This window comes from Bradyrhizobium sp. CCBAU 51627 (assembly GCF_028128765.1).
In the GTDB taxonomy this organism is placed as follows: Bacteria; Pseudomonadota; Alphaproteobacteria; order Rhizobiales; family Xanthobacteraceae; genus Bradyrhizobium.
On sequence record NZ_LBJG01000027.1, the window covers coordinates 68,028 to 88,418 of the forward strand.

General features: G+C 64.3%; 18 protein-coding genes and 2 pseudogenes. 5 read left to right on the top strand and 15 right to left on the bottom strand.

The window, feature by feature from the left end; all coding sequences use genetic code 11:
- Positions 1 to 40: 40 nt before the first annotated feature.
- Positions 41 to 592, bottom strand: a complete 552-nt coding sequence (locus tag XH88_RS23745; protein WP_271671009.1) for a hypothetical protein — start codon at positions 590 to 592, stop codon at positions 41 to 43.
- 164 nt (positions 593 to 756) lie between these two features.
- On the opposite strand from XH88_RS23745, the gene XH88_RS23750 reads away from it, so the two are divergent.
- Complete coding sequence (locus tag XH88_RS23750) at positions 757 to 1,143, top strand: VOC family protein (RefSeq protein ID WP_271670710.1); 387 nt, start codon at positions 757 to 759, stop codon at positions 1,141 to 1,143.
- Positions 1,144 to 1,180: 37 nt separating this feature from the next.
- On the opposite strand, the gene XH88_RS23755 is transcribed toward XH88_RS23750, so the two are convergent.
- Positions 1,181 to 1,678: a hypothetical protein gene (locus XH88_RS23755; RefSeq protein WP_271670711.1), complete on the bottom strand. Its 498-nt coding sequence runs from the start codon at positions 1,676 to 1,678 to the stop codon at positions 1,181 to 1,183.
- Between the two features lie 263 nt (positions 1,679 to 1,941).
- Here XH88_RS23755 and XH88_RS23760 point away from each other — a divergent pair, with 263 nt between their 5' ends.
- Positions 1,942 to 2,295 (top strand): GrlR family regulatory protein, encoded by a 354-nt coding sequence (locus tag XH88_RS23760; RefSeq protein ID WP_271670712.1) that lies wholly within the window; start codon positions 1,942 to 1,944, stop codon positions 2,293 to 2,295.
- A gap of 108 nt (positions 2,296 to 2,403) precedes the next feature.
- Here the strand turns inward: XH88_RS23760 and XH88_RS23765 are convergent, their stop codons facing one another.
- The 9 genes and pseudogenes from XH88_RS23765 to XH88_RS23805 form a co-directional block, all read right to left on the bottom strand.
- Positions 2,404 to 5,091 (bottom strand): PAS domain S-box protein, encoded by a 2,688-nt coding sequence (locus tag XH88_RS23765; RefSeq protein WP_271670713.1) that lies wholly within the window; start codon positions 5,089 to 5,091, stop codon positions 2,404 to 2,406.
- Positions 5,092 to 5,191: 100 nt separating this feature from the next.
- Positions 5,192 to 5,491 (bottom strand): annotated as a pseudogene (locus XH88_RS23770) (EamA family transporter); the annotation flags it as partial.
- A 65-nt stretch (positions 5,492 to 5,556) separates the two neighbouring features.
- Complete coding sequence (locus XH88_RS23775; RefSeq protein ID WP_271670714.1) at positions 5,557 to 6,351, bottom strand: NUDIX hydrolase; 795 nt, start codon at positions 6,349 to 6,351, stop codon at positions 5,557 to 5,559.
- A gap of 4 nt (positions 6,352 to 6,355) precedes the next feature.
- On the bottom strand, positions 6,356 to 7,309 hold the full coding sequence (locus XH88_RS23780; RefSeq protein ID WP_271670715.1) for a dihydrodipicolinate synthase family protein: 954 nt from the start codon (positions 7,307 to 7,309) through the stop codon (positions 6,356 to 6,358).
- A gap of 107 nt (positions 7,310 to 7,416) precedes the next feature.
- Positions 7,417 to 8,294 (bottom strand): annotated as a pseudogene (locus XH88_RS23785) (SDR family oxidoreductase).
- Between the two features lie 165 nt (positions 8,295 to 8,459).
- Positions 8,460 to 9,320, bottom strand: a complete 861-nt coding sequence (locus XH88_RS23790; protein WP_271670716.1) for a MaoC/PaaZ C-terminal domain-containing protein — start codon at positions 9,318 to 9,320, stop codon at positions 8,460 to 8,462.
- Between the two features lie 195 nt (positions 9,321 to 9,515).
- Positions 9,516 to 9,902 carry a Zn-ribbon domain-containing OB-fold protein gene (locus XH88_RS23795; RefSeq protein ID WP_271670717.1) on the bottom strand — a complete coding sequence of 129 codons (387 nt, stop codon included), beginning with the start codon at positions 9,900 to 9,902 and terminating at the stop codon, positions 9,516 to 9,518.
- Complete coding sequence (locus XH88_RS23800; RefSeq protein WP_271670718.1) at positions 9,902 to 11,059, bottom strand: thiolase domain-containing protein; 1,158 nt, start codon at positions 11,057 to 11,059, stop codon at positions 9,902 to 9,904. The genes XH88_RS23795 and XH88_RS23800 overlap by 1 nt, the downstream gene beginning before the upstream one ends.
- Before the next feature lie 368 nt (positions 11,060 to 11,427).
- Positions 11,428 to 14,919 (bottom strand): indolepyruvate ferredoxin oxidoreductase family protein, encoded by a 3,492-nt coding sequence (locus tag XH88_RS23805; RefSeq protein ID WP_271670719.1) that lies wholly within the window; start codon positions 14,917 to 14,919, stop codon positions 11,428 to 11,430.
- Between the two features lie 281 nt (positions 14,920 to 15,200).
- Between XH88_RS23805 and XH88_RS23810 the strand changes: the two genes are divergently transcribed.
- Positions 15,201 to 16,412 (top strand): c-type cytochrome, encoded by a 1,212-nt coding sequence (locus XH88_RS23810; RefSeq protein ID WP_271670720.1) that lies wholly within the window; start codon positions 15,201 to 15,203, stop codon positions 16,410 to 16,412.
- 131 nt (positions 16,413 to 16,543) lie between these two features.
- On the opposite strand, the gene XH88_RS23815 is transcribed toward XH88_RS23810, so the two are convergent.
- Entirely contained in the window at positions 16,544 to 17,188 is a 645-nt protein-coding gene (locus tag XH88_RS23815; protein WP_271670721.1) for a trimeric intracellular cation channel family protein, read from the bottom strand.
- A 165-nt stretch (positions 17,189 to 17,353) separates the two neighbouring features.
- On the opposite strand from XH88_RS23815, the gene XH88_RS23820 reads away from it, so the two are divergent.
- A complete protein-coding gene (locus tag XH88_RS23820; RefSeq protein ID WP_271670722.1) occupies positions 17,354 to 17,746 on the top strand; it encodes a hypothetical protein in 393 nt (130 codons plus the stop codon).
- 173 nt (positions 17,747 to 17,919) lie between these two features.
- Here the strand turns inward: XH88_RS23820 and XH88_RS23825 are convergent, their stop codons facing one another.
- Genes XH88_RS23825 through XH88_RS23835 form a run of 3 tightly spaced genes read right to left on the bottom strand, consistent with a single transcriptional unit; the run spans position 17,920 to position 19,464 of the window.
- Positions 17,920 to 18,729: an isocitrate lyase/PEP mutase family protein gene (locus XH88_RS23825; RefSeq protein ID WP_271670723.1), complete on the bottom strand. Its 810-nt coding sequence runs from the start codon at positions 18,727 to 18,729 to the stop codon at positions 17,920 to 17,922.
- Between the two features lie 51 nt (positions 18,730 to 18,780).
- Complete coding sequence (locus tag XH88_RS23830; RefSeq protein ID WP_271670724.1) at positions 18,781 to 19,131, bottom strand: antibiotic biosynthesis monooxygenase family protein; 351 nt, start codon at positions 19,129 to 19,131, stop codon at positions 18,781 to 18,783.
- A 24-nt stretch (positions 19,132 to 19,155) separates the two neighbouring features.
- Positions 19,156 to 19,464 carry an NIPSNAP family protein gene (locus XH88_RS23835; RefSeq protein WP_271670725.1) on the bottom strand — a complete coding sequence of 103 codons (309 nt, stop codon included), beginning with the start codon at positions 19,462 to 19,464 and terminating at the stop codon, positions 19,156 to 19,158.
- A 156-nt stretch (positions 19,465 to 19,620) separates the two neighbouring features.
- Between XH88_RS23835 and XH88_RS23840 the strand changes: the two genes are divergently transcribed.
- The gene (locus tag XH88_RS23840) at positions 19,621 to 20,319 is read left to right on the top strand and encodes a winged helix-turn-helix domain-containing protein (protein ID WP_271670726.1); all 699 of its coding nucleotides are present in this window, start codon (positions 19,621 to 19,623) and stop codon (positions 20,317 to 20,319) included.
- The last annotated feature ends 72 nt before the right edge of the window (positions 20,320 to 20,391 follow it).

The following is a 20,391-nucleotide window of genomic DNA, read 5'->3' on the forward strand; positions in this document are numbered from 1 at the left end:
GGCAAGGGCAGTCACTTTTCCGCTAGCGGAAACGCAGCCTCTAGACGCGTCGCGCCTTGACGAGCGAACACGTCGCCTGATCGGCGTTCACGTTGACAAATCCGACGGGGACGCGTGCAAACGTCTTGCGGCTCTTCATGCCGACGGTGTCGGTCAGCACGCGGCTGCGGTCGGTCAGATGGCTTCCGTCGCGTCGCGTGAAAGCGCAGACGATCTCGATATCCTTTACGGCATAGTCGTTGTCATTTCGCACGGTGAACGTGACCAGCGCCCTGGAGCCGAGCCCGCCGCGGCGCCAGGTCTGCGAAGAAATCCGGAGCCCGTCGAGGCCTGCTCCTTGAGTCGCGGCGGTATCTGAGGCAGCTGTCGGAGAAGCCGGATCGACACTTGCCAGCGCCAATTTCACCGGCGCGGCTTGCGCAACATTACCTCCAGAGGGCGGGATCAGAAGCCAGGCGGTCCCCCACACCAGAAGCCCAGCGAGCAGCCGCAACGGGCCGCACGTGAACCAAATCGCGGGCCTGGATCGCGCGGCATCCTCGCCATTCCTGACGAAGCTTCCCAGTCCGATCCAGCCAGACCCTGCATTCATGGAGGCGTCACTCACCTCCTTCTTCAATCCGCGACACGAACCAAGGTTCCCGCGAGGTTCCCGCGAGCGCGCGAATCTCAGATAGGAGCCGCGGTAGCGATCATCGATCGGGATCGCTAACATGCGCTGCAACATTGCGAAGCCCGTATCAGGAGGAATCTGAAATGCCAGTCGTCGTCACCTGGGATCACGTCCATCTGCGCAGCCCCGATCCGGAGGCAACCGCGGCATGGCTGCGCGATATCCTCGGCGGCGAGATCGTGCGCGCGCCGGGGCGCATCGAGGTCAATCTCGGCGGCGCAAGAATCTTCATCGCGCCGCTGGAGGGCGACAGCGCGGTCAGCCCGCCGCCCCCGCATCCCCATCAGGGCCTCGACCATTTCGGGCTCACGGTGAAGGACATCGACGCCGTTGCCGCCGGGATCAAGGCCAAGGGCGTGACGTTCACGCGCGAGCCGACCACGATCCGGCCCGGCGTCCGCATCTGCTTTATCCGTGGTCCCGAGGGCATCTCCATCGAGCTGCTCGAGCGCGACAAGAAATACACCTGATGAGAGCTCTAACGCGCCAAGCGAGCTCGCTGCCGCGCTAGGTCATGCTACCAGGCATAAAGCAGCGGATGGTGACGCCCATATAGCCGTAGATCGGCCATACCATGGTACGCCCGACCCGATTGGGCTCCGAGATCACGGCCTCATCGGGCACATCGACCCAGACCAGCTCCTGCTGCTTGCCGTCGACAGCGTAGCCGAGGCGCGGGATGCGGACACGATAATGCCCGTCCTTGCTCTCCCAATCGGAGTCCGAGATCGCCGAGCCGTCTGCATCGGAGCAGCACGGCCCCTTGCCGCTGCGCAAGCCGTCGAACCAGGCCTTCAGCTCCGCGTTGGTGTTGACGAACTGGCCGCGGTCGCGTGCGTGCCCGCGAGGGGCAAGCAGCGCGATCAGCGTCAGCGCGCAAGCCAGACCTGCCGCGCTTCGCCACCGTTTGAGGCGGCCAATCCTCCGCCGCCGTGTTTCGCAAATCGTGGGACGCGCACTGTACAGGCGCGGCTCATCGCCGCCGGAATCGATCCAGTTGCTCACGTTCGTCTTGCTCCAGCACCCCGCGGCCAGTGCAACAATGGTTATGCATTTCGCGGGCCAACTCTGATTCGCGACGACTGGCCTCGCTGCATGATCAGACAGTCATGTCACCGTCATACGCAAGCCGGGACGATTACGGTTCGCCTGCCAGCATGGTGGCATCGCCGCCGGCAAAACTGCCGCGTTGCGCGGGGAGTTACGCTTTGGCATAAAAGCTTCACCGGTTACGCCATTGGGCGATGGCGGCCGGCCGGCGGGACGTTATGAAGAACGGCCTCTATTCGATTCACGTGAGCCTGCTCGATGGTCGAGTCGGCAAGGGCAGCGGCGTGATTGTTTTTCGCGACGGCAAGATCGTTGGCGGCGATGCCTATCTCTATTACACCGGCAGCTACGTCGTGAAGGACGACCGCAGCTTCAAGGGCGAGGTGCTGGTGCAACGGCACACTACGCCACGCGGCGACGACAATCCGCTGTTCGGCGGCCCTGCCCCGGTCGGCATCGGCGTCAGCGGGACCTACACCGACACCCGGGCGGAGATGACGGGCACCGCGCTGGTCGGCAAGGCGAGTCTGATTTTCGGCGCCACCCTGCACAAGCTCACCGACGTCGATTAGCGCGTTTCGAGCTAAGTTGGATACCGGCTCGCGTCAAAGAAAACGCGTCAAACAAGGATCCAGGATCCCGTGCCGATTCCATCGGCACGGGACGGGCTCTCGCGCGAACTATTCGGCGGCCTGTTCCAGCGGCGCTATGCGCGGCAGGATCATCTGGATGCGCGTGCCGCCGCCCGGCTCGGAATCGAGATCGAGCCGCCCCCCGAGCCGGTTGGTGACGATGCTGTAGACGATATGCAGTCCAAGACCGGTGCCACCCTGGTCCCGTCGCGTCGTGAAAAACGGATCGAAGGCGCGGCGGCGCACATCAAGCGACATGCCGCAGCCATTGTCCGAGACGATGACCTCGACATTGTCCTTGCCGGACTCACGCACCTTGATGTCGATGATTCCAGGACGTCCGTCCGGGAAGGCGTGCGCCACCGAGTTCAGGAACAGATTGGTCAGGACCTGACCGTAGGGGCCGGGATAGCTGTTCATGGTCAGATTTGGCTGGCACTCGACGTTGAGCGTCAGGTTCTGCTTGCGCAGGCCCGGGCGCAGGCTCATCACCACCTGCTCGGTGAGATCGGCGAGGTCGAAGCTGCGCTGGTCCGAATAGTTGCGGTCGGCCGCAACCTGCTTGAACGACTGGATCAGTTCGGCCGCGCGATTGAGGTTGGAGACGAGCTGCGAGGACGCGTCTCGGCTGGTGTTGAGGTAGTCATTGAGCGTCGAGCGGCGAAGCTCGCCGCGCTCCACCTCTGCGCTGAACACTGCAGTCTTGCGCTCGAGCGCTGAGGCAACCGTCAGGCTGATGCCGACGGGATTATTGACCTCGTGGGCGACGCCGGCGACCAGGCGTCCGAGCGCGGCGAGCTTCTCCGCCTCGATCAGCGAGGCCTGGGTCTCGCGCAGATTACGCAGCGCGGTCTCGGCCGCGTCCTTGGCCTTGCGCATCTCCTGCTCGCCGCGCTTGCGTTCGCCGATGTCGAGCGCCACGGTGACGATCCGCTCGATCTCGCCCTCGGCATCGAGCAGCGGCAGCTTGTTGACCAGCCATTGCCGCATGTTGCCGGAAGCGTCCTGGTACTCCTCCTCGTAGAAGCCGAGACCCTTTCGCAAGCTGAGTACGCGCTTATCGTTCTCGTCGGTCTTGGCCGCGCCGTAGCGCGACATCAGATCCGCGGTGGTACGGCCGAGCGCGTCGCCGGGCTCGATGCCGAAAATGCCGGCCATGTAGCGGTTCATCAGCACGTAGCGGAGGTTACGGTCTTTGACGTTGATGACGGCAGGCACGGTGTCGATGACTTGCTGGAGCAAGCGCCGGCCTTCGGCGATGGCGTCTTCCGCCCGCTTCTGGTCGGTAATGTCGCGCAGCGTGCCCTCGTAACGGACGATCCTGCCCTGTTCGTCCCGCACCCCCGTTGCGCTGTCGGAGAGCCAGAGGATGTTGCCGCTGCGCTGGCGAACCTGATACTCGAACTCGCGCACCATGCCGTCGCGGTGCATCAACCGCTGATATTCCGCGCGCGCCGCGGGATCGACGTAGATGGTGTGGGCGATGTCGCTGATGCTGTCGATCAGGAGCTGCGGGCTGTCATAGCCCATCATCCGCGCCAACGCCGGATTGGCGTTGAGGAGATCGCCTGCTGGCGTCGTCACGTAGATGCCGTCGACCGAGCCCTCGAACAGTTTTCGATAGCTCTCTTCGGCCAGCCGCTGCTCGGTGAGTGCGCGCACCGCCGCCTCACGAGCCGTGTCGGCCTCCTCCAGCGCGCGGCGAAACACCTCTGCGGCGCGTGCGATATCGCCGATCTCGTTGTCGAGGTCGGCCGACGGGATCGACGTGTTCTTCTCCCCGGCCGCAAGCGCGCGGATGGATCGCGCGATCTTGGCCAACGGGCGCACCGTCCGACGCACCACGAACCCCGCGGCGAGGATGCCGATCAGCACGCCCATGCTGCCGAGCACGATGCTCTGCCAGCGCGCCTCCGCAAGTGTGCGGGCGAAATCGCGCGACAGCACATGGCCGCGGCGGTCGCTGACGTCACGGAGCAATTCGGTGACGCGGCCGATCAGCCTCCCCTCGGTTCCCAGCACCTCGCGGTCGATATCGGAGATCTGCCGTTCGCGGACGGCGACTGCGATGATGGCCTCGGCGTAATTGTTCACGGCCGCCTTCAACTTGCCATCGGCGATGTCCATCGTCCGCATACCCTGCGCGGCCTGCTCGGCCGCGGACGGATTGCGGGCAAGCAGCCCGAGCGCGATCCGGCTCTGCGCTTCCGACAGGCGGGCAGCGAGTTCACGATCCCCGCTTTCCGAGACCGCCGCATCGAATTGGTCGCGCAACGGGGGCAGCCCGGCGAGCAATTGCGCGCGGCGATCGATCAGGGTCGAAATCCGCTCCAGACCGCTGCGGTAAGTTGCCAGCCGCTCGGAAACCCCATCGATCATATCCTGCTGCTCGGGAGCGAGCTCGATACGGGTCTTCTTGAGGATCTCGCTCAGGGTCGAGGCGGCCTCGCCGACCTGCTTGAACTGGACGCCTGCGCCGGGATCGGTGACGAAGTCACGCGCGGCGAGCCGCAAATCGTTCATGCGGCGGTCGATGTCTTCAGCAAGATCGCCGACACTTTGCAGCCGCTGCAGTTCGGAAAAGGTGGCATCGATATGCCGGATCGCGATCACGCTGGCGGTCGAGGTGACGATGATCACCGCCAGCACCAGGATGAAGCTGCCGAACGTCATCTGGCCGATCGACAGCGAAAACGATCGCTTCGGCGGCGGATTCGGTGGCGTTTCGACGGGCATTGGGGCGGAACCGGACTCCATATACCCCTAATATACGCTGTATCGCCCCTCCGGGGGAACATGGCTCCCTCTGCCGGAACGGCCCGCTTTTCATGATGGTTTAGCCACGGCCCGGGCCCCTCGCCGGGATCGTCATGGCGACGACGCCGAGGATAACGCCGGCGAGACCGATCCAGGCGGTGCGGCCCAAGGTTTCCCCCAGGAAGGCGACGCTGATGGCGACCCCGATGGGGACACGCAGGTACGCCTGGGCGGTGGTGCCGACCGAGCCGAGGGTCTGGAGCAGGCGGAAGTAGATCGCGAACGCCGCCGCGGTCGGAGCCGCCCCACAGCGTGGCGAGCGCGAGCAGCGCCAGCTCGACGGCGATATTGGTGTCCTGCCTGATGTCCATGACGCGCTCCGTCCATTCCGCGATGGACGGAACCTAGCGCGTCCGCCAATACTTCGCTTGGTATCGAAGTGTCCTAGCCGACTGCGCCGACCTCGAACACCTCGCCGTCATAGCCTGCCTCGCGGGGAATGCGGAGCTGTCGGCCGGTTTCGGTCTTGGTCATGACCGGCATCACCGTGACGATCGACATTCCCTTGGCATGGTCGAGCGCAGCGCTCACGCTTGGCTGCTTGGCAAGCCGGATCAGGTTGCGCGTGGTCGGGAACGGCAGCTTGAAGCGGCCGCTCTCGCCGCCCTCCACCGCCTCGCGCGCCGAGACCCAGATCGAGTCGGTCGACTCGCGGCCGTCATGCGCGCCGAGTTGGTCGGGCGGCGCGGCCGCGAGGAAAAACCAGGTATCGAAGCGCTTCGGCATGCCTTCCGGCGTGATCCAGTGCGCGTAGGGCACGAGCGTGTCGAGCGCAAGTTGAAGGCCGTTGTCGTCGAGGATTTTCAGGAAACTGATCTTGTGTTCGTTGAGCGCGACGCGATGCGCGTCGGCGATCTCCCCGGCGCGCCTGGCATCGACATGCGTATTCGACCCTTTCGACCGCGCCAGCAGGATGCCACTCTCTTCAAACGTCTCGCGGATCGCGGCGATGCGAAATCCGCGGTCAGCTTCACTAAGGCCCTCGCCGCCCGAATAGAGATCGGCGCGAGCGACGATCTCCTGATCGCCGGCATCGACACTGCCGCCCGGAAACACCAGCGCGCCCGAGTTGAACTCGATCTGGTGATGGCGAACCATCATGAAGATTTCAACTTCCTTCGCACCATCGCGCAGCAGCAGGATCGTCGAGGCCGGGCGTGATGCTGATGTCTCGGCCATTCAACTAACCTGCGGCGCTGGACTGCGGGCCGAGATTAGCCCGCTTGTCGAAACGGGCGACGCGCGACAAGAGGTAATCGACCTCGGCCTTCGCGGTTGCCGTTATCGTCGCGCCCGGCTTGCGCTGCGCACTGGAAGCGATGATGCCGCGCTTCTGCAGCACGTATTTGCGGATGGTCAGGCCGACCCCGGGCTGCTGCTCGTAGCGGATCAGCGGCAGATGGGCGTCGAATAGATCATGCGCGGCATCGCGCTTGCCGGCTCTGGAAAGGTTGACCACGTCGATCAGAAGCTCGGGGAACGCATAGCCGGTCATGGCGCCGTCGGCACCGCGCTCCATCTCGAAATCCAGGAACGTGCCGCCATTGCCACAGAGGATCGACAGCGGCCGGAGCGAACCATCCTTCTGGAAGCCGCGCAACGTCGTGATCTTCTCCAGGCCCGGCCAGTCCTCGTGCTTGAGCATCACGCAGTTCGGATTGTCCATGACGATCTTGCGGATAACCGCGGGGGTGAACACCACCGTGAGCGTCAGCGGATAGTCCTGAAGCACCCAGGGCACATCGGGGCCGATCGCCTCAGCGGCCTGCTTGAAATAGCCGACGATCTGGTCGTCGGTGCGAAGCGACGGCGGCGGCGCGATCATGACGCCGGCCGCGCCTGCATCCATCGAGGCCTTCGCCAGCGAGCGCATGGTGGCAAAGCCCGGCGCGGAGACGCCGACGATCACCTGCATCTTCTTCGCACGCTTGATGAAGCGCACCGCGACCTGCTCGGCTTCAGTGGCGTCGAGCTTGGGCGCCTCACCGAGGATTCCCAGCACCGTGACGCCGTCGCAGCCGACTTCCTCGTAGAAATCCGTCAGGCGGTCGATCGAGCGCTCGTCGATGCGACCGTCATCATGGAACGGCGTCGGCGCGATTGCGAAAGTGCCCTTGGCGTCGGCGGTCAGTTTCATCTAGTCCTCGTCTCTCTCTGTTCGTCATTCGGGCACGCGCAGGGCGCGAACCCGGAATCTCGAGGTTCCGGTTCGATGCTTCGCGTCGCCCGGAACGACAAATCAGCCTAAAACCGCCGCGCTCCCATCTTGATCTGCTCTTCGGAGAAGAAGATCTCCTTGGCGTGATCGACGATGTCCTGGGCGTTCCAGCCCGTATGCGGCGGTTTCCAGCCTTCCATCTCCATCATCCGCATCTCGCGCACGCCGCGGGGCCCGGACACACCAGCACCTTGCCGGTCTGATCGCCCGACAAATCGCTGACCATGTATAGCACGGCCGGCGCGATCCCGTCCGGGCCCAGCGCCGCACCCGGGTTCTCCTTATAGCGGGGCAGGTCTGCGGTCATGCGGGTCAGGGCGCCCGGGGCGAGCGTCCAGATCCGGATGTTGTACTTGCGGCCCTCGATCGCCAGCACGTTGGACAGCCCCCAGATGCCGCCCTTGGCCGCGCCGTAATTGGTCTGGCCGAAATTGCCGATCAGGCCTGACGTCGAAGAGGTGTTGACGATGACGCCGCCGCCGTTTTCCCGCATCCAGCGAAACACCGGCATGGTGCAACAAAAGGTGCCCTTCAGATGCACCTTGATGACCTTGTCCCAATCGGCTTCACTGGCCTTGTGGAAGGTCTGGTCGCGCAGGATGCCGGCATTGTTGACCAGGATGTCGGCGCGACCGAAATGCTTGATGGCATCGTCGAACACCGACTGGCCGCCCTCCATGGTGGAGATGTCAGCGCCGTTGGCGACGGCCTTGCCGCCCTCGGCCCTGATCGCATCGACAACCTTCTGGGCCATCGAGGTGTCGGCCCCGGAGCCGTCACGCGGGCCGCCGAGGTCGTTGACGACCACCGAAGCCCCTTCCCGCGCGAACAGTTTTGCGTAGGCCTCACCGAGCCCGCCGCCCGCGCCAGTGATCAGCGCAACCTTGCCGTCGAGTAGTCCCATGGTGGCTTCTCCCTGCTTGTTTTTTCTCTGGTGTCCCGGACGCGATGCAGCGTGGAACGCTGCGTCGCAGAGCCGGGATCCAGTTCTTTCTTCGCCTGGGCTCTCTGGGCCCCGGCCCTGCAGCGCACCACTGCGTGCTGCGCTGCGTCCGGGGCACGAGACCGTCTAACCCAACACTGTCTTGCCGTTCTTGATCACGGTGACGCCGCGTGACTTCACCTTGGCCTCGAACGAGACCACGTTGCCGTCCTTCCAGAGATCCATGGTCACGGTCTCGCCGGGATAGACAGGGGAAGAGAACCGCGCCACATGCTGGCGGAAGGCTGACGCGTCGTAGTCGGCGTAGGTCTGGAGCACGCCGCGGCAGGTGATGCCGTAGGTGCACATGCCGTGAAGGATCGGTCGCGGGAAGCCGGCCTTCTTCGCAAACTCGGGATCCGAGTGCAGCGGGTTGCGGTCGCCGCAGAGGCGATAGACCAGCGCCTGATCGGGCCGCGTGGTGATGTCGATGGTCCTGTCCGGGCTGCGCGATGGGATCTTGTGCGGATCGGGCTGGGTCAGGTTCGGGCCGCCAAAGCCGCCGTCGCCGCGGGCAAAGCGCGAGGCGACGAGCGTTGCGAGCTTCTCGCCCTTCTCGTTCTTGAGCACGGTCTGGTGGCTGATGACGACGCCCTTGTCCTTGCCCTTGTCGTAGACTTCGAGCACGGAGGAGTCGGCGGTGATGTTGGCGGCGACCGGCAGCGGCTGGTGGAAGGTGATGTCGCGCTCGCCGTCGACCACCATCACGCGATTGAGGTTCATCTCCCCGGGGCCGGAGCCCCAGGCCGCAACGGAGGCAAAGGTCGGCACCACCTTCAGCGGCCGCGGCGTCAGCGTGCCCTCGTTGACGAAGGCGAGTTCCTTCTCGTCCATGGGATCGGCGCCGAGGCCGATGCCGTAGGCGTAGAGCATCACATCGCGATCGGTGTAGGCATATTTCTGGCCGAGGTTTTTCAGGCCTTTGAGCTCTTCGTATCTGGCAGACATTTTGTTTGTTTCCTCCCGAATGTCTTCGGCACCGCCAGTTGAAGAGCCCTCTCCCCTTGTGGGAGAGGGCGAGGACGGTGCGGCAAACTCATTTGGGTGAGGGGTTGCTTCCGCAGTGAAAGTCTTCCCGTTGAGAAAGACCCCTCATCCGGCGCTTCGCGCCACCTTCCCGCAAGGGGAGAAGGGAAGTAAGAACTACACCGGCGTGAAAAACGGCAACGGCGCGCCGTCGGTTGGCTTGAACACCACCTTCACCTTCTGGCCGATCTTCAGCTTCTCCAGATCGCAGTCGACGAAATTGGTCTGCACCGACGGCCCCTCCTTCAGCGTGACGTAGCCGATCGCGTAAGGACCGGTCGGAGACTTCCGCATCAGGCTGTAGGTGTAGATCGTGCCTTCGCCCGACGCTTCCTCCCACACCGTCTTGTCGGAATAGCAAAACGGACAGATCGAGCGCGGGAAGTAGTGCGCTTCGCCGCAGGCGGTGCAGCGCTTGATCATGAATTTGCCCCCTCTCGCCGCATCCCAGAACGCAGCGGTCTCGGGGTTCGTCACCGGGGCTGGATATTTCTTTTCGCTCATCACACGCGCTCCAGAATGGCCGTCGAGGCGGCGTGGCGGACGCCTAGAAGGCCGCCGGTGCCGTGGGCGATGGCGAGATCGCAATTTTTCACCTGCACCTTCGGATGGGCCTCGCCGCGCAGCTGCCTGACCGCCTCGATGATCTTGGTCATGCCGCCGCGGTTGACGGGATGGTTGCTGCAGAGGCCGCCGCCATCGGTGTTGAACGGCAGCTTGCCGACGCCCGAAATCAGATTGCCGTCGGCGACGAACTTGCCGCCCTCGCCCTTCCTGCAGAAGCCGAGGTCCTCGAGCTGCATCAGCACGGTGATGGTGAAGCTGTCGTAGATGGATGCGTATTTGATGTCCTTCGGCGTGATGCCGGCTTCCTCGAACGCGCGCGGACCGGACCAGACGCCCGCGGAGTATGTGAGATCGAGATCCTTGCCGCCGCGCGGACCCTTCATCGCCTCGCCATGGCCGATCAGGCGCACCTGCGGCTTCTTCAGGCTCTTGGCGATCTCAGGCGTCGTCACGATCAGCGCGCCGCCGCCGTCGGAGACGACGCAGCAATCCATGCGATGCAGGGGATCGGAGATCATCGGCGAGTTCAGGACGTCCTCGACCGTGACGACATCCCTAAGCATCGCATGCGGATTGTACTGCGCGTGATGCGAGGCCGCGACCTTGATCCAGGCGAGCTGTTCGGAGGTGGTGCCGTAGTCGTGCATATGGCGCATGGCACACATGCCGTAGGCATTGTGCGTGGTCGCGCCATAGGCGGATTCGAAATCGACTTCGGCGCCGGCCGCACGCGGCGGCATCACACCGGTGCGCGGCTTGCCGGCGAGCGTGATCAGCGCGATCGAGCACTTTCCCGCCGCGATCGCCTCGGCGGCATGGCCGAGATGGATGATGTAGGAACAGCCGCCCGTCTCGGTGGAATCGACGTGACGGAGTTTTCTGGTGTTCAGGCCGAGATAGTCGACCATCGGCCAGGCGCCGCCGGGCGCATCGCCCGCACAGAAATAGCCGTCGACATCGTCCTTGCTGATCCCGGCATCCTCGATCGCGCCCTTGGCGACTTCGGCGTGGAGCTGTGCGGTGGATTTGTCCGGCGCATGCCGGGTCGGGTGTTCAAAAATCCCGGCAATGTAGGCCTTGCCCTTGATGGTCAAAACAGAGGTCTCCGCTCGCGTTTCTTCTTCGCGCTTTTTTCTGAACCGCACCGGGCTGATTGGCAAGCGCGGAAATATTCCGTCGGGCGAGAGGATAGCGCGTGGGCGCAAGAGCTACTTGCAATGACGAAGCGACAGCCAAAATCCTAAAGGTGTTCTGCCCGACGGCACAAGCATCTTTTCGCTTTATCGGAAGAGGCCCTTTTTGTCGAAAACAACCCCATGCACAGTAGAAGGGTGGTTGATTTCAAACAAGAAATCGTAGGGTGGGCAAAGCGAAGCGTGCCCACCGTCTTCTGGAATTACGCCAACGAAGATGGTGGGCACGGCGCAAGAGCGCCTTTGCCAACCCTACGAGACTGCTGGATTTATTCCGCCGCGATCTGCCGTGGCGCGGGCGGCGGGCTGGCGAGATCGGCCGCGAGCTGGGCGTAGCGGGCCTTGGCGTCCGCGACCGCCTTCTCCTTCACCGGGCCGTAGCCGCGGATGCGGTCGGGCAGCGACAGGAGTTCGACCGACGTGTCGATCGTGACCGGCGACAACAGGCCGAGCACGGTGGCGACGTCCTTCTCGTAGCCGGTGATCAGATCGCGCTCGAGCTTGCGGTCGGCGCTACGGCCGAAAATGTCGAGCGGCGTGCCGCGCAGGAATTTGAACTTTGCCAGCACACGGAAGACGTTCAGCATCCACGGCCCGAAGGCGCGCTTCTTCGGGCGGCCCAGCGCGTCGACACCATTGCTGAGGATCGGCGGCGCCAGATTGAAGTTGAACTTGTAGTCGCCCTCGAACTGGTCGCGCAGCTGTTGTTCGAAGGCGCCGTCGGTAAAGAGGCGCGCGACTTCGTACTCGTCCTTGTAGGCGAGCAGCTTGGCGTAGTTCACCGCGACCGCGCGCGGCAGGGCATCGCCAAAGCCGCCCTTGACCGCAGCGTCGCGGACCTGGTCGACCAGCCTGCGATACCGCTTGGCAAGACGGGTGTTCTGATACGCGGTCAGATGCTTGGCGCGATGTTCGATGATCTCATCGAGCGTCATCGCGTCCAGGGATTTCGGCGCCACCGCTTCGTCGGTGCCCTTCAGCAGGCCGGCAAGGCGGGACGGATCGGCTACCGCGAGACGACCGAGACGGAAGGCCTCCTTGTTCATCTTGATCGAGACGCCGTTGACCTCGATGGCCTGCTCGATCGCCTCCGCCGACAGCGGCAGCAGGCCCTTCTGATAGGCGTAGCCCATCATCATCATGTTGGTGGCGATGGCATCGCCGAGCAGCTGCTCGGCCGGCTTTGTGAAGTCGAAGAAAACGGAGTCCTTGTGCAACGCGGTTTCCAATAGCCCGTTCAGCTTGCGGGTCTGGAAGTTGAAGTCGCGGTTGAGGATGAAGTCAGCGGTGGGAATGACGTGGCTGTTGATGATGCCGCGGGTGCGGCTGCTGTCACAGAGCGAAATCGTGTCCTTGGCGACCGCGACCACCTCGTCGGCGGCGAGGACGAGATCGGCGGTGCCGGTGACGATGCGCGAGCAGGTCACCTCGGCCGGATGATCCGAGAGGCGGACATGGCTCAGCACCGCACCTCCCTTCTGTGCCAGGCCCGACATGTCGAGGATCATCGAGGCCTTGCCCTCGATATGGGCGGCCATGCCGAGCAGCGCGCCGATGGTGAGGACGCCGGTGCCGCCGACACCGCCGACGGCGATATTGTAGGGCTTGTCCAGACTGGGCCGCGAGGCCGGCTCCGGCAGCGCGCCGATCTCCTCCAGCTCCGCCGGCGCGCGGTGGCGCGGCGCGCCGCCATCGATGGTGACGAAGGACGGGCAGAAGCCCTTCACGCAGGAATAGTCCTTGTTGCAGGAGGACTGGTTGATGGCGCGCTTGCGGCCGAACTCGGTCTCCAGCGGCTCGACCGAGATGCAGTTCGACTGCACCGAGCAGTCGCCGCAGCCTTCGCAGACGGCCGGGTTGATCATGACGCGGCGCGCCGGATCCTCCATCAGGCCCCGCTTGCGGCGGCGGCGCTTCTCGGCGGCGCAGGTCTGGACGAAGACGATTGCGGATGTGCCCTTGAACTCGCGGCACAACTTCATCACGTCTTGCAGTTCGTCGCGGTGATATTTCTTCACGCCGGGCGCGATGGTGTCGGCCGGATAGGCATCGGGATTTTCCGAGACGAGGTAGATCTCGCTGATGCCTTCGGCGTGAAGCTGGGCCATGATCTTCTGCGGCGACAGATCGCCGTCATGCCGCTGGCCGCCGGTCATGGCGACCGCGTCGTTATAGAGGATCTTGTAGGTGATGCTGGCCTTGGAGGCGATCGCCTGGCGGATGGCGAGACTGCCGGAATGGAAATAGGTGCCGTCGCCAAGATTTGCGAAGATGTGCTTCTCGTTGGTGAAGGGCGCGATGCCGACCCATGGCACGCCTTCGCCGCCCATATGCGTGAAGGTCTCGGTCGAACGATCCATCCACAGCGCCATGAAGTGGCAGCCGATGCCAGCCAGCGCGCGGCTGCCTTCGGGCACTTTCGTCGATGTGTTGTGGGGACAGCCGGAGCAGAAGTAGGGAGTGCGGGAGACAGGCGCGACGGCCTGCATCTGGGTGGCCTGGCGGCCATTGAACCAGTCGGCCTTGGCGCGGAGCATGTCCGCGATCTCGGGGTTGAGATTCAGTCGAAGCAGTCGCTCGGTGAGCGAAGTCGCAAGCGAGGCGACGCTGAGCTCGGCGGCGAAGGTCAAAAAGCGCTTGTCGTGCTCGTCCATCTTGCCGACGATGCGCGGCCGCACGTCGTCGCGCCAGTTGAACAGTTCCTGCTTGACCTGGTTCTCGACGATTTCGCGGCGCTCCTCGACGATGAAGATTTCTTCGAGGCCGACGGCGAACTGGCGCACCCCTTCCGGCTCCAGCGGCCAGGGCATGCCGATCTTGTAGAGACGCAGGCCGATCTTGGCGGCAACCTCTTCGGTGATCCCAAGCTCGCGCAGCGCTTGCCGCACGTCCTCGTAGCTCTTGCCCGATGCCATGATGCCGAAACGCGCGTTCGGCGAATCCATGGTGACGCGGTTGACCCTGTTGGCGCGGGCGAAGGCGATCGCGGCAAAGCCCTTGTAGTCCTGCAGGCGTCGGTCCTGCTCGAAACGATCGTCGGGCCAGCGCAGGTTGAGGCCGCCGGGCGGCAGCTCGAAATCGCTGGGGATGATGAACGGCTTCATCTCGTCGGTGAGGTCGATCTCGGCCGTTGTCTCCACCGTTTCCGTGATCACCTTCATGCCGACCCAGCAGCCGGAATAGCGCGACATCGCAATGCCGAGCAGACCCATCTCGATCATCTCATGGATGCTCGAGGGATAGAGATACGGCATCAAGGCCGAGATGAAGGCGTGGTCGGACTGATGCGGCACGGTCGAGGATTTGGCGCCGTGGTCGTCGCCGGCAAGGCACAGCACGCCGCCGTTCTTGGCCGAGCCCGCGGCATTGCCGTGCCGGAAGACGTCGCCGCAGCGGTCGACGCCCGGGCCCTTGCCGTACCAGATGCCGACCACGCCATCATAGGCGGCGCCGGGCGAGAGGTTGAGCTGCTGCGAGCCCCAGACGGCAGTCGCGGCCAGGTCCTCGTTCACGCCGGGCTGGAATTTGATGTTGTACTGCTCGAGGTGCTTTCGCGCCGCAAACAGCTGCTGGTCGTAGCCGCCGAGCGGCGAACCGCGATAGCCGGAGATGAAGCCTGCGGTATTGAGGCCACTGGCGCGATCGCGCCGGATCTGGGCCATGGGCAGGCGGACCAGCGCCTGGATGCCGGTGGTGAAGACGTGTCCGGTTTCCTGCGTGTATTTTTGATCAAGACTGATCGGACCCTGGTTGATGCCCATCGTTGTCCTCTTCCGCCCTCTTGAGCGTTTGGCCACTTAAGCCGTTGCCTACCCGTTGTTTTTAGCTAGGGCGCCCCGACCACCTGCGCCACTCTATGTCGGATATTTCACCTTCCGCATCACAAATCTGGATCTCACCCGGCGACGGGAAAAAAACGCAATTTCGTGGCCGGAAAGGCATTGGCGATTTTCAATTTGTGTCACCATGGCCCGGCGCCGCGAAATGACGTGACGCCATATGATGCGAGTGGGCTGATGAGTCGCAGCAAGAAGGGTCGACGATGCGGAGGATTCTGGCTGGCCTGGTCTTGTGCACTGCGGTTGCGAGCGCAGCCGTCGCCGCCGAGCCGTCACCCGAACTGATCGCCACCGGCAAGACGCTGGTCGAGGCCGGCGACTGTGCCGGCTGCCACACCGCCGATCCGACAAAGCCGTTCGCCGGCGGCAAGCGCATTGAAACGCCCTTCGGTGCGATCTATGCGCCGAACCTGACGCCGGACCGCGACACCGGGATCGGCGCCTGGACGGACGCCGATTTCACCCGCGCCGTGCGCTACGGCACCGCGCCGGACGGCTCGCTTTACTACCCGGCCTTCCCCTACCCCTACTTCACCCGGATGACCAAGGACGACACCCTGGCGATCCGCGCCTATCTCGGCACGCTCGCGCCTGTTGTCAGCCGTAACAAGCCGCCGGAGCTGCGCTGGCCGTTCGGTTATCGCGGCTTGATGCGCGCCTGGAATTGGCTGTTCTTCAAGCCCGGCCTTTTCGAGCCTGACCAGAGCAAGAGCGTGGCGTGGAACAGGGGCGGCTATCTCGTCATGGGACCCGGCCATTGCGGCGCCTGCCACACGCCGAAGAATTATTTTGGCGCAGACAAGAGCGCGCAGGCATTGACCGGCAGCGAGCTCGGCGGCTGGTACGCACCGCGGCTCGATGGCGCCGCGCGCGCTGGATTGCAGTCGTGGAGTGAGCAGGACATCGCCGAATATCTGCAAACCGGCCGCAACGCGAAGAGCCATGCCGGCGGACCAATGGCCGAGGTGATCATCGCCTCGACCTCTAAGCTGAGCGACGCCGACGTGCACGCGATCGCGGTTTACCTGAAGAGCCTGCCGCCGGCGCGCCGCGAGAGCATTGTGACGCCGCCCGACGAGGCTGAGATGAAAGCAGGCCAGGCTGTCTATGCCAAGCTCTGCATTGCTTGCCATGAAGCCGACGGCAGCGGCGCCCCGCGCATCTATCCGCCGTTGCCGGCCAATGCGCTGCTGCAATCGATCAATCCGTCCTCGACCTTGCGCATCATTCTCGACGGCGCCCACACCGTGACGACGCCGCGCGCGCCGAACACCGGGGAGATGCCGGGCTATGCGAAGCAACTGTCCGACGAAGAGATCGCAGCGGTGACGAACTACATCCGCAACTCCTGGGGCAACGCCGGCCCGCTGGTGACGCCGGCGCAGGTGGCGAAGGCGCGCGGGCAAGGGCCATAGCTCTCTTCTCCCCGTCATTGCGAGGAGCGCAGCGACGAAGCAATCCAGAATCCCCCCGCGGAATGATTCTGGAATCACTGGGTCGGCCTTCGGCCGGTGCTAAACTCGCAATGACGAGTGGATGGAGCTGGCTACTTCTCCTCGTCCCCCGTGAACACGAATTTCGGCATCTCCCATTTGTAGCGCACAGCAAGCAGGCGGAAGGAGATGCCGAGGGCGAAGGTCAGGATGGTCCAGAGCTCGGCGTTCAGGTTGAGGCCGAAGGCCGTGGCATAGAACAGACCGGTCACCACGGAGACGCTGGCGTAGAGTTCGGAGCGAAACAGCAGCGGCACGTCGTTGCAAAGCACGTCGCGCAGCACGCCGCCGGCGCAGCCCGTGATCATGCCGGAGACGATGACGATCGGCAGCGAGGCATCCATCTGCCAGGCGATGTCGCACCCGGCCATGGTGAAGACGACGAGGCCGATCGCATCGAGCACGATGAAGGCGACCTTTAGCCGGTGCACGAGCCGTGCGGTCAAAATGGTGAGGAAGGCGGCGCCACCGGCGAGAGCGAGATAGATCGGGTTTTGCACCCAGGCCAGCGGATAGTGCCCGAGAAAGAGATCCCGCAGCGTGCCGCCGCCGAGCGCCGTGATGCAGCCCAGGAAGCACACGCCGAGCCAGTCCATGCTGCGTCGCCCAGCGGCGAGCGCGGCCGTCATGCCCTGCGCGGCCACGGCAACCAATGACAGGAAATGCAGCACACTATCGCTCGGCGGCAGGCTCCACATCGCCTTGTTCCCTTCCTCCTCGATGGAACCATCGCGCGGGGTTCCCCGATGAACAGGTTCCCGATTCCTCGTAGGAGGGCAACATACGACGAAAGCATTAGGGAGCGCGGAACAGAACCTCTCGCCTGAGGGTTGTCACCGCGCAATCAACGAGGAGACCAATCGATGGCTGACGACCGTTTTCCCAACGATCCGTACCGCCCGAACCTCGCCGACGATGAGTATCTTCGCGCGGCGCGCCGGGATGCCGACCTGCAGGCCGATCCCGAGCTGGGCGAAGGCCCCGCCTCCAGCGGCAAGGTCGCACTATTCGCCGTGGCGATCGCCCTGGTGCTGGGGGCCGTGTTCTATGGCTTGAACAACACGAGGACCGGCAACCAGGCAAGCAATACGCCGGCCACGCAGACCGCTCAGCAGACGCAGCCTGCCAATCCGGCCGCGCCTCCCGGCATGCGCGACGTAACGCCGCGCAACAACACTGCACCTGGCGTGACCACGGGCGCTGCGCCGAGCAAGCCGGCTCCGGACACGCAGACGCCGTCTGACGGCGCGAAGTAAGACTAACAGGACGGCCGTCGTCGCCCGGCTCGACCGGGCGACCCAGTACTCGGAGGCGGTCGTGATCGATCGAGAGACTGCGGCGTACCGGATGCCGCCGTCAAGCCGGGGCACGACACCGAGAGGATGAGCGGCGGGACTCACGTTCCGCCGCCTTTCGTTTCCCAGACGCTCTAGCTGAACATCTTGTTGAGCTCGCCGCCGGGATAGCCGCTGGCAAGCTCGGCGAATGTCCCCTTCTCCGCCATCTCCTTCGCCGCGCGCATGAAGCCGCCCCAGGCGGCGCGGGCGAGCGAGCCGCCGACGCTGATCCGGCGGACGCCGAGATCTTCGGCCTCCTTCAGCGACAGGCCGGAGCCGCCGATCAAGAGGTTGAACGGCTTGGGTGCGACGGCCTTCACCACAGCGCTGATGTCCTCGCGGGTCTTCAGGCCGGGTGCATAGAGACAGTCGGCGCCGGCGTCGGCATAAGCTGTGAGCCGGTCGATGACGAGCTTGAGGTCGGTCACGCCCCACAAGTAAGCCTCGCAGCGACCGACCAGCAGCGTGCCGCTGTCGCCGATCGCCTTGCGCGAGGCCTTGATGCGCTCGACCGCGAGCGAGCGCTCATAGAGCGGCTTGTCCTTGTCGCCGGTGGAATCTTCGATCGAGAGGCCCGCAACACCGGTGCGCACGCCACGCTCGACATGATCGGCGACCTGATCCGGCTCGACCGCGAAGCCGCCCTCGAAATCCGCATTCACGGGGATGTCGACGGACGAGCTCAGTGCTGCCAGGTGCTGACAGACGTCCTCGACGGTGACGCGATTGTCGGCCTTGCCGACGGTCCAGGCAAAGCCCGCGCTCGACGAGGCGATCGCCTTGAAACCGAGATGCTGCAACGCCTTGGCGCCGCCGACATCGACCGGATTGGGCAAAATGAAGCAACCGCTCTCGTGCATCTTCCGGAATGTCGCGCGCTTGTCAGCAGTTGTCACATGCATGTTTCTCTCCCTTGTTGGCCGCGCAGAGATAGGCACGCGCATTCATGACCGCTAGTGCGCGTCGTGCACCGAGCGACTGTCCCTCGGCGCCTGCTCGCGATCGTTCATGCCGTAGTCTCTGACGACGCTGGCGATGCGCAGATGATAATCGGCAAAGATCTGCGCCCTGCCCTTGGCCTGGGTGCGGCGATGCTCCATCGTGTTGCGCCAGGCTTGGACCGCGGCCTCGTCCCGCCAGAACGAGACCGACAGGATCTTGCCCTTCTCGGTCAGGCTTTCGAACCGCTCGACCGAGATGAAGCCGTCGATGGTCTGCAGGATCGGCTTCAGATCGGCCGCGAGGTCGAAGTACTCCTGGCGATGTTCCGGCTTGGGCCAGACTTCGAAGATCACGGCGATCATGGGCGTCTCCTTGTCGTTGATGGACTACACTATCACCTTCCGCAGGAAGGTGCGCTCCTCCGCCATGATGAATTTGTTGTCCTCGGCAAAGTGGAAATTGGCCATGCCTTCCGCATCCTGCCGCAGCCGCGCGCGATAGGCCTCGTAGGCGGCCAGACTCTCGAAGCTGATCAGCGCAAAGGCGATGTTGTTGGTGCCCTCATGCGGCATGAAATAACCGATCAGGTCGCCGCCGCATTTCGGGATGATGGTGAGCCAGCGCTTCGAGTACTCCTCGAACTGCGCGCGCTTGAACGGATCGAGCTGGTAGCGGATGAAGACGGTGACGGACATGATGAGTTCTCCTGTTTCTTGCGAGCGCAGCGAAGCAATCCAGTAATCCTTCCGCGGAGACAGTCTGGATTGCTTCGTCGCTGCGCGCCTCGCAATGACGAGATGGTGAGAGGCTACGCCCTTGCCCGACCACAATGCTTCGGCTATCATCGAAGCATGAAAGCAGGACCCGACATCGCCATGGTCGCCTCGCTGGTCGGCGACCCCGCGCGCGCCAACATGCTTACGGCGCTGATGAACGGACGCGCGCTCACGGCAAGCGAGCTGGCGCAGGAAGCCGGCATCACGCCGCAGACCGCGAGCTCGCACCTCGCCAAGCTCGAGGCCGGCGGGCTGGTCGAGCCGGAGAAGCAGGGCCGTCACCGCTATTACCGCCTGACTGACGACGACGTCGCCGGGGTGCTCGAAGGCCTTGCGGGCCTTGCCGCGCGCACCGGCCATATGCGCGTGCGCACTGGACCGAAGGACCCGGCGCTGCGCCGTGCGCGGATCTGCTATGACCACCTCGCCGGCGACCTCGGCGTGCAGATGCTCGACACGATGCGTGCGCGAAATCTCGTCAGGCAGAAGAAGCAAGACATCGAGCTGACGGCGGAAGGCGAGCGCTTCCTGGCCAAGCATTTGCAGATCTCGCCTGAGATGCTCAGCCATCCGCGCCGCCCGGTCTGCAAGGCCTGCCTCGACTGGAGCGAACGGCGCCACCATCTCGCCGGCACGCTGGGCGCCGCCATCATGCAGCGCTTCTCCGAGCTGAAATGGGCAGCGCGCGACGCCACGCCCGGCAGCCGCGTGGTGAACTTCACCCGCACCGGCGAGAAGCAGTTCGCGGCGCTGTTCGGGAACGGGAAAGACTGACACGCGTTTGCGTGTCAGCTGTCACCGTCGTCGTGACCGCGCTTGACCCGGCCATTCACGTTTTCACGGGTC

Coding starts and splice junctions, on each gene's coding strand:
- XH88_RS23815 (WP_271670721.1), bottom strand. CDS start 17,188: ATGTGGAGCCTGCCGCCGAGCGATAGTGTGCTGCATTTCCTGTCATTG.
- XH88_RS23795 (WP_271670717.1), bottom strand. CDS start 9,902: ATGAGCGAAAAGAAATATCCAGCCCCGGTGACGAACCCCGAGACCGCT.
- XH88_RS23775 (WP_271670714.1), bottom strand. CDS start 6,351: ATGGCCGAGACATCAGCATCACGCCCGGCCTCGACGATCCTGCTGCTG.
- XH88_RS23805 (WP_271670719.1), bottom strand. CDS start 14,919: ATGGGCATCAACCAGGGTCCGATCAGTCTTGATCAAAAATACACGCAG.
- XH88_RS23745 (WP_271671009.1), bottom strand. CDS start 592: ATGAATGCAGGGTCTGGCTGGATCGGACTGGGAAGCTTCGTCAGGAAT.
- XH88_RS23820 (WP_271670722.1), top strand. CDS start 17,354: ATGGCTGACGACCGTTTTCCCAACGATCCGTACCGCCCGAACCTCGCC.
- XH88_RS23760 (WP_271670712.1), top strand. CDS start 1,942: ATGAAGAACGGCCTCTATTCGATTCACGTGAGCCTGCTCGATGGTCGA.
- XH88_RS23840 (WP_271670726.1), top strand. CDS start 19,621: ATGAAAGCAGGACCCGACATCGCCATGGTCGCCTCGCTGGTCGGCGAC.
- XH88_RS23750 (WP_271670710.1), top strand. CDS start 757: ATGCCAGTCGTCGTCACCTGGGATCACGTCCATCTGCGCAGCCCCGAT.
- XH88_RS23790 (WP_271670716.1), bottom strand. CDS start 9,320: ATGTCTGCCAGATACGAAGAGCTCAAAGGCCTGAAAAACCTCGGCCAG.
- XH88_RS23835 (WP_271670725.1), bottom strand. CDS start 19,464: ATGTCCGTCACCGTCTTCATCCGCTACCAGCTCGATCCGTTCAAGCGC.
- XH88_RS23765 (WP_271670713.1), bottom strand. CDS start 5,091: ATGCCCGTCGAAACGCCACCGAATCCGCCGCCGAAGCGATCGTTTTCG.
- XH88_RS23825 (WP_271670723.1), bottom strand. CDS start 18,729: ATGCATGTGACAACTGCTGACAAGCGCGCGACATTCCGGAAGATGCAC.
- XH88_RS23780 (WP_271670715.1), bottom strand. CDS start 7,309: ATGAAACTGACCGCCGACGCCAAGGGCACTTTCGCAATCGCGCCGACG.
- XH88_RS23830 (WP_271670724.1), bottom strand. CDS start 19,131: ATGATCGCCGTGATCTTCGAAGTCTGGCCCAAGCCGGAACATCGCCAG.
- XH88_RS23810 (WP_271670720.1), top strand. CDS start 15,201: ATGCGGAGGATTCTGGCTGGCCTGGTCTTGTGCACTGCGGTTGCGAGC.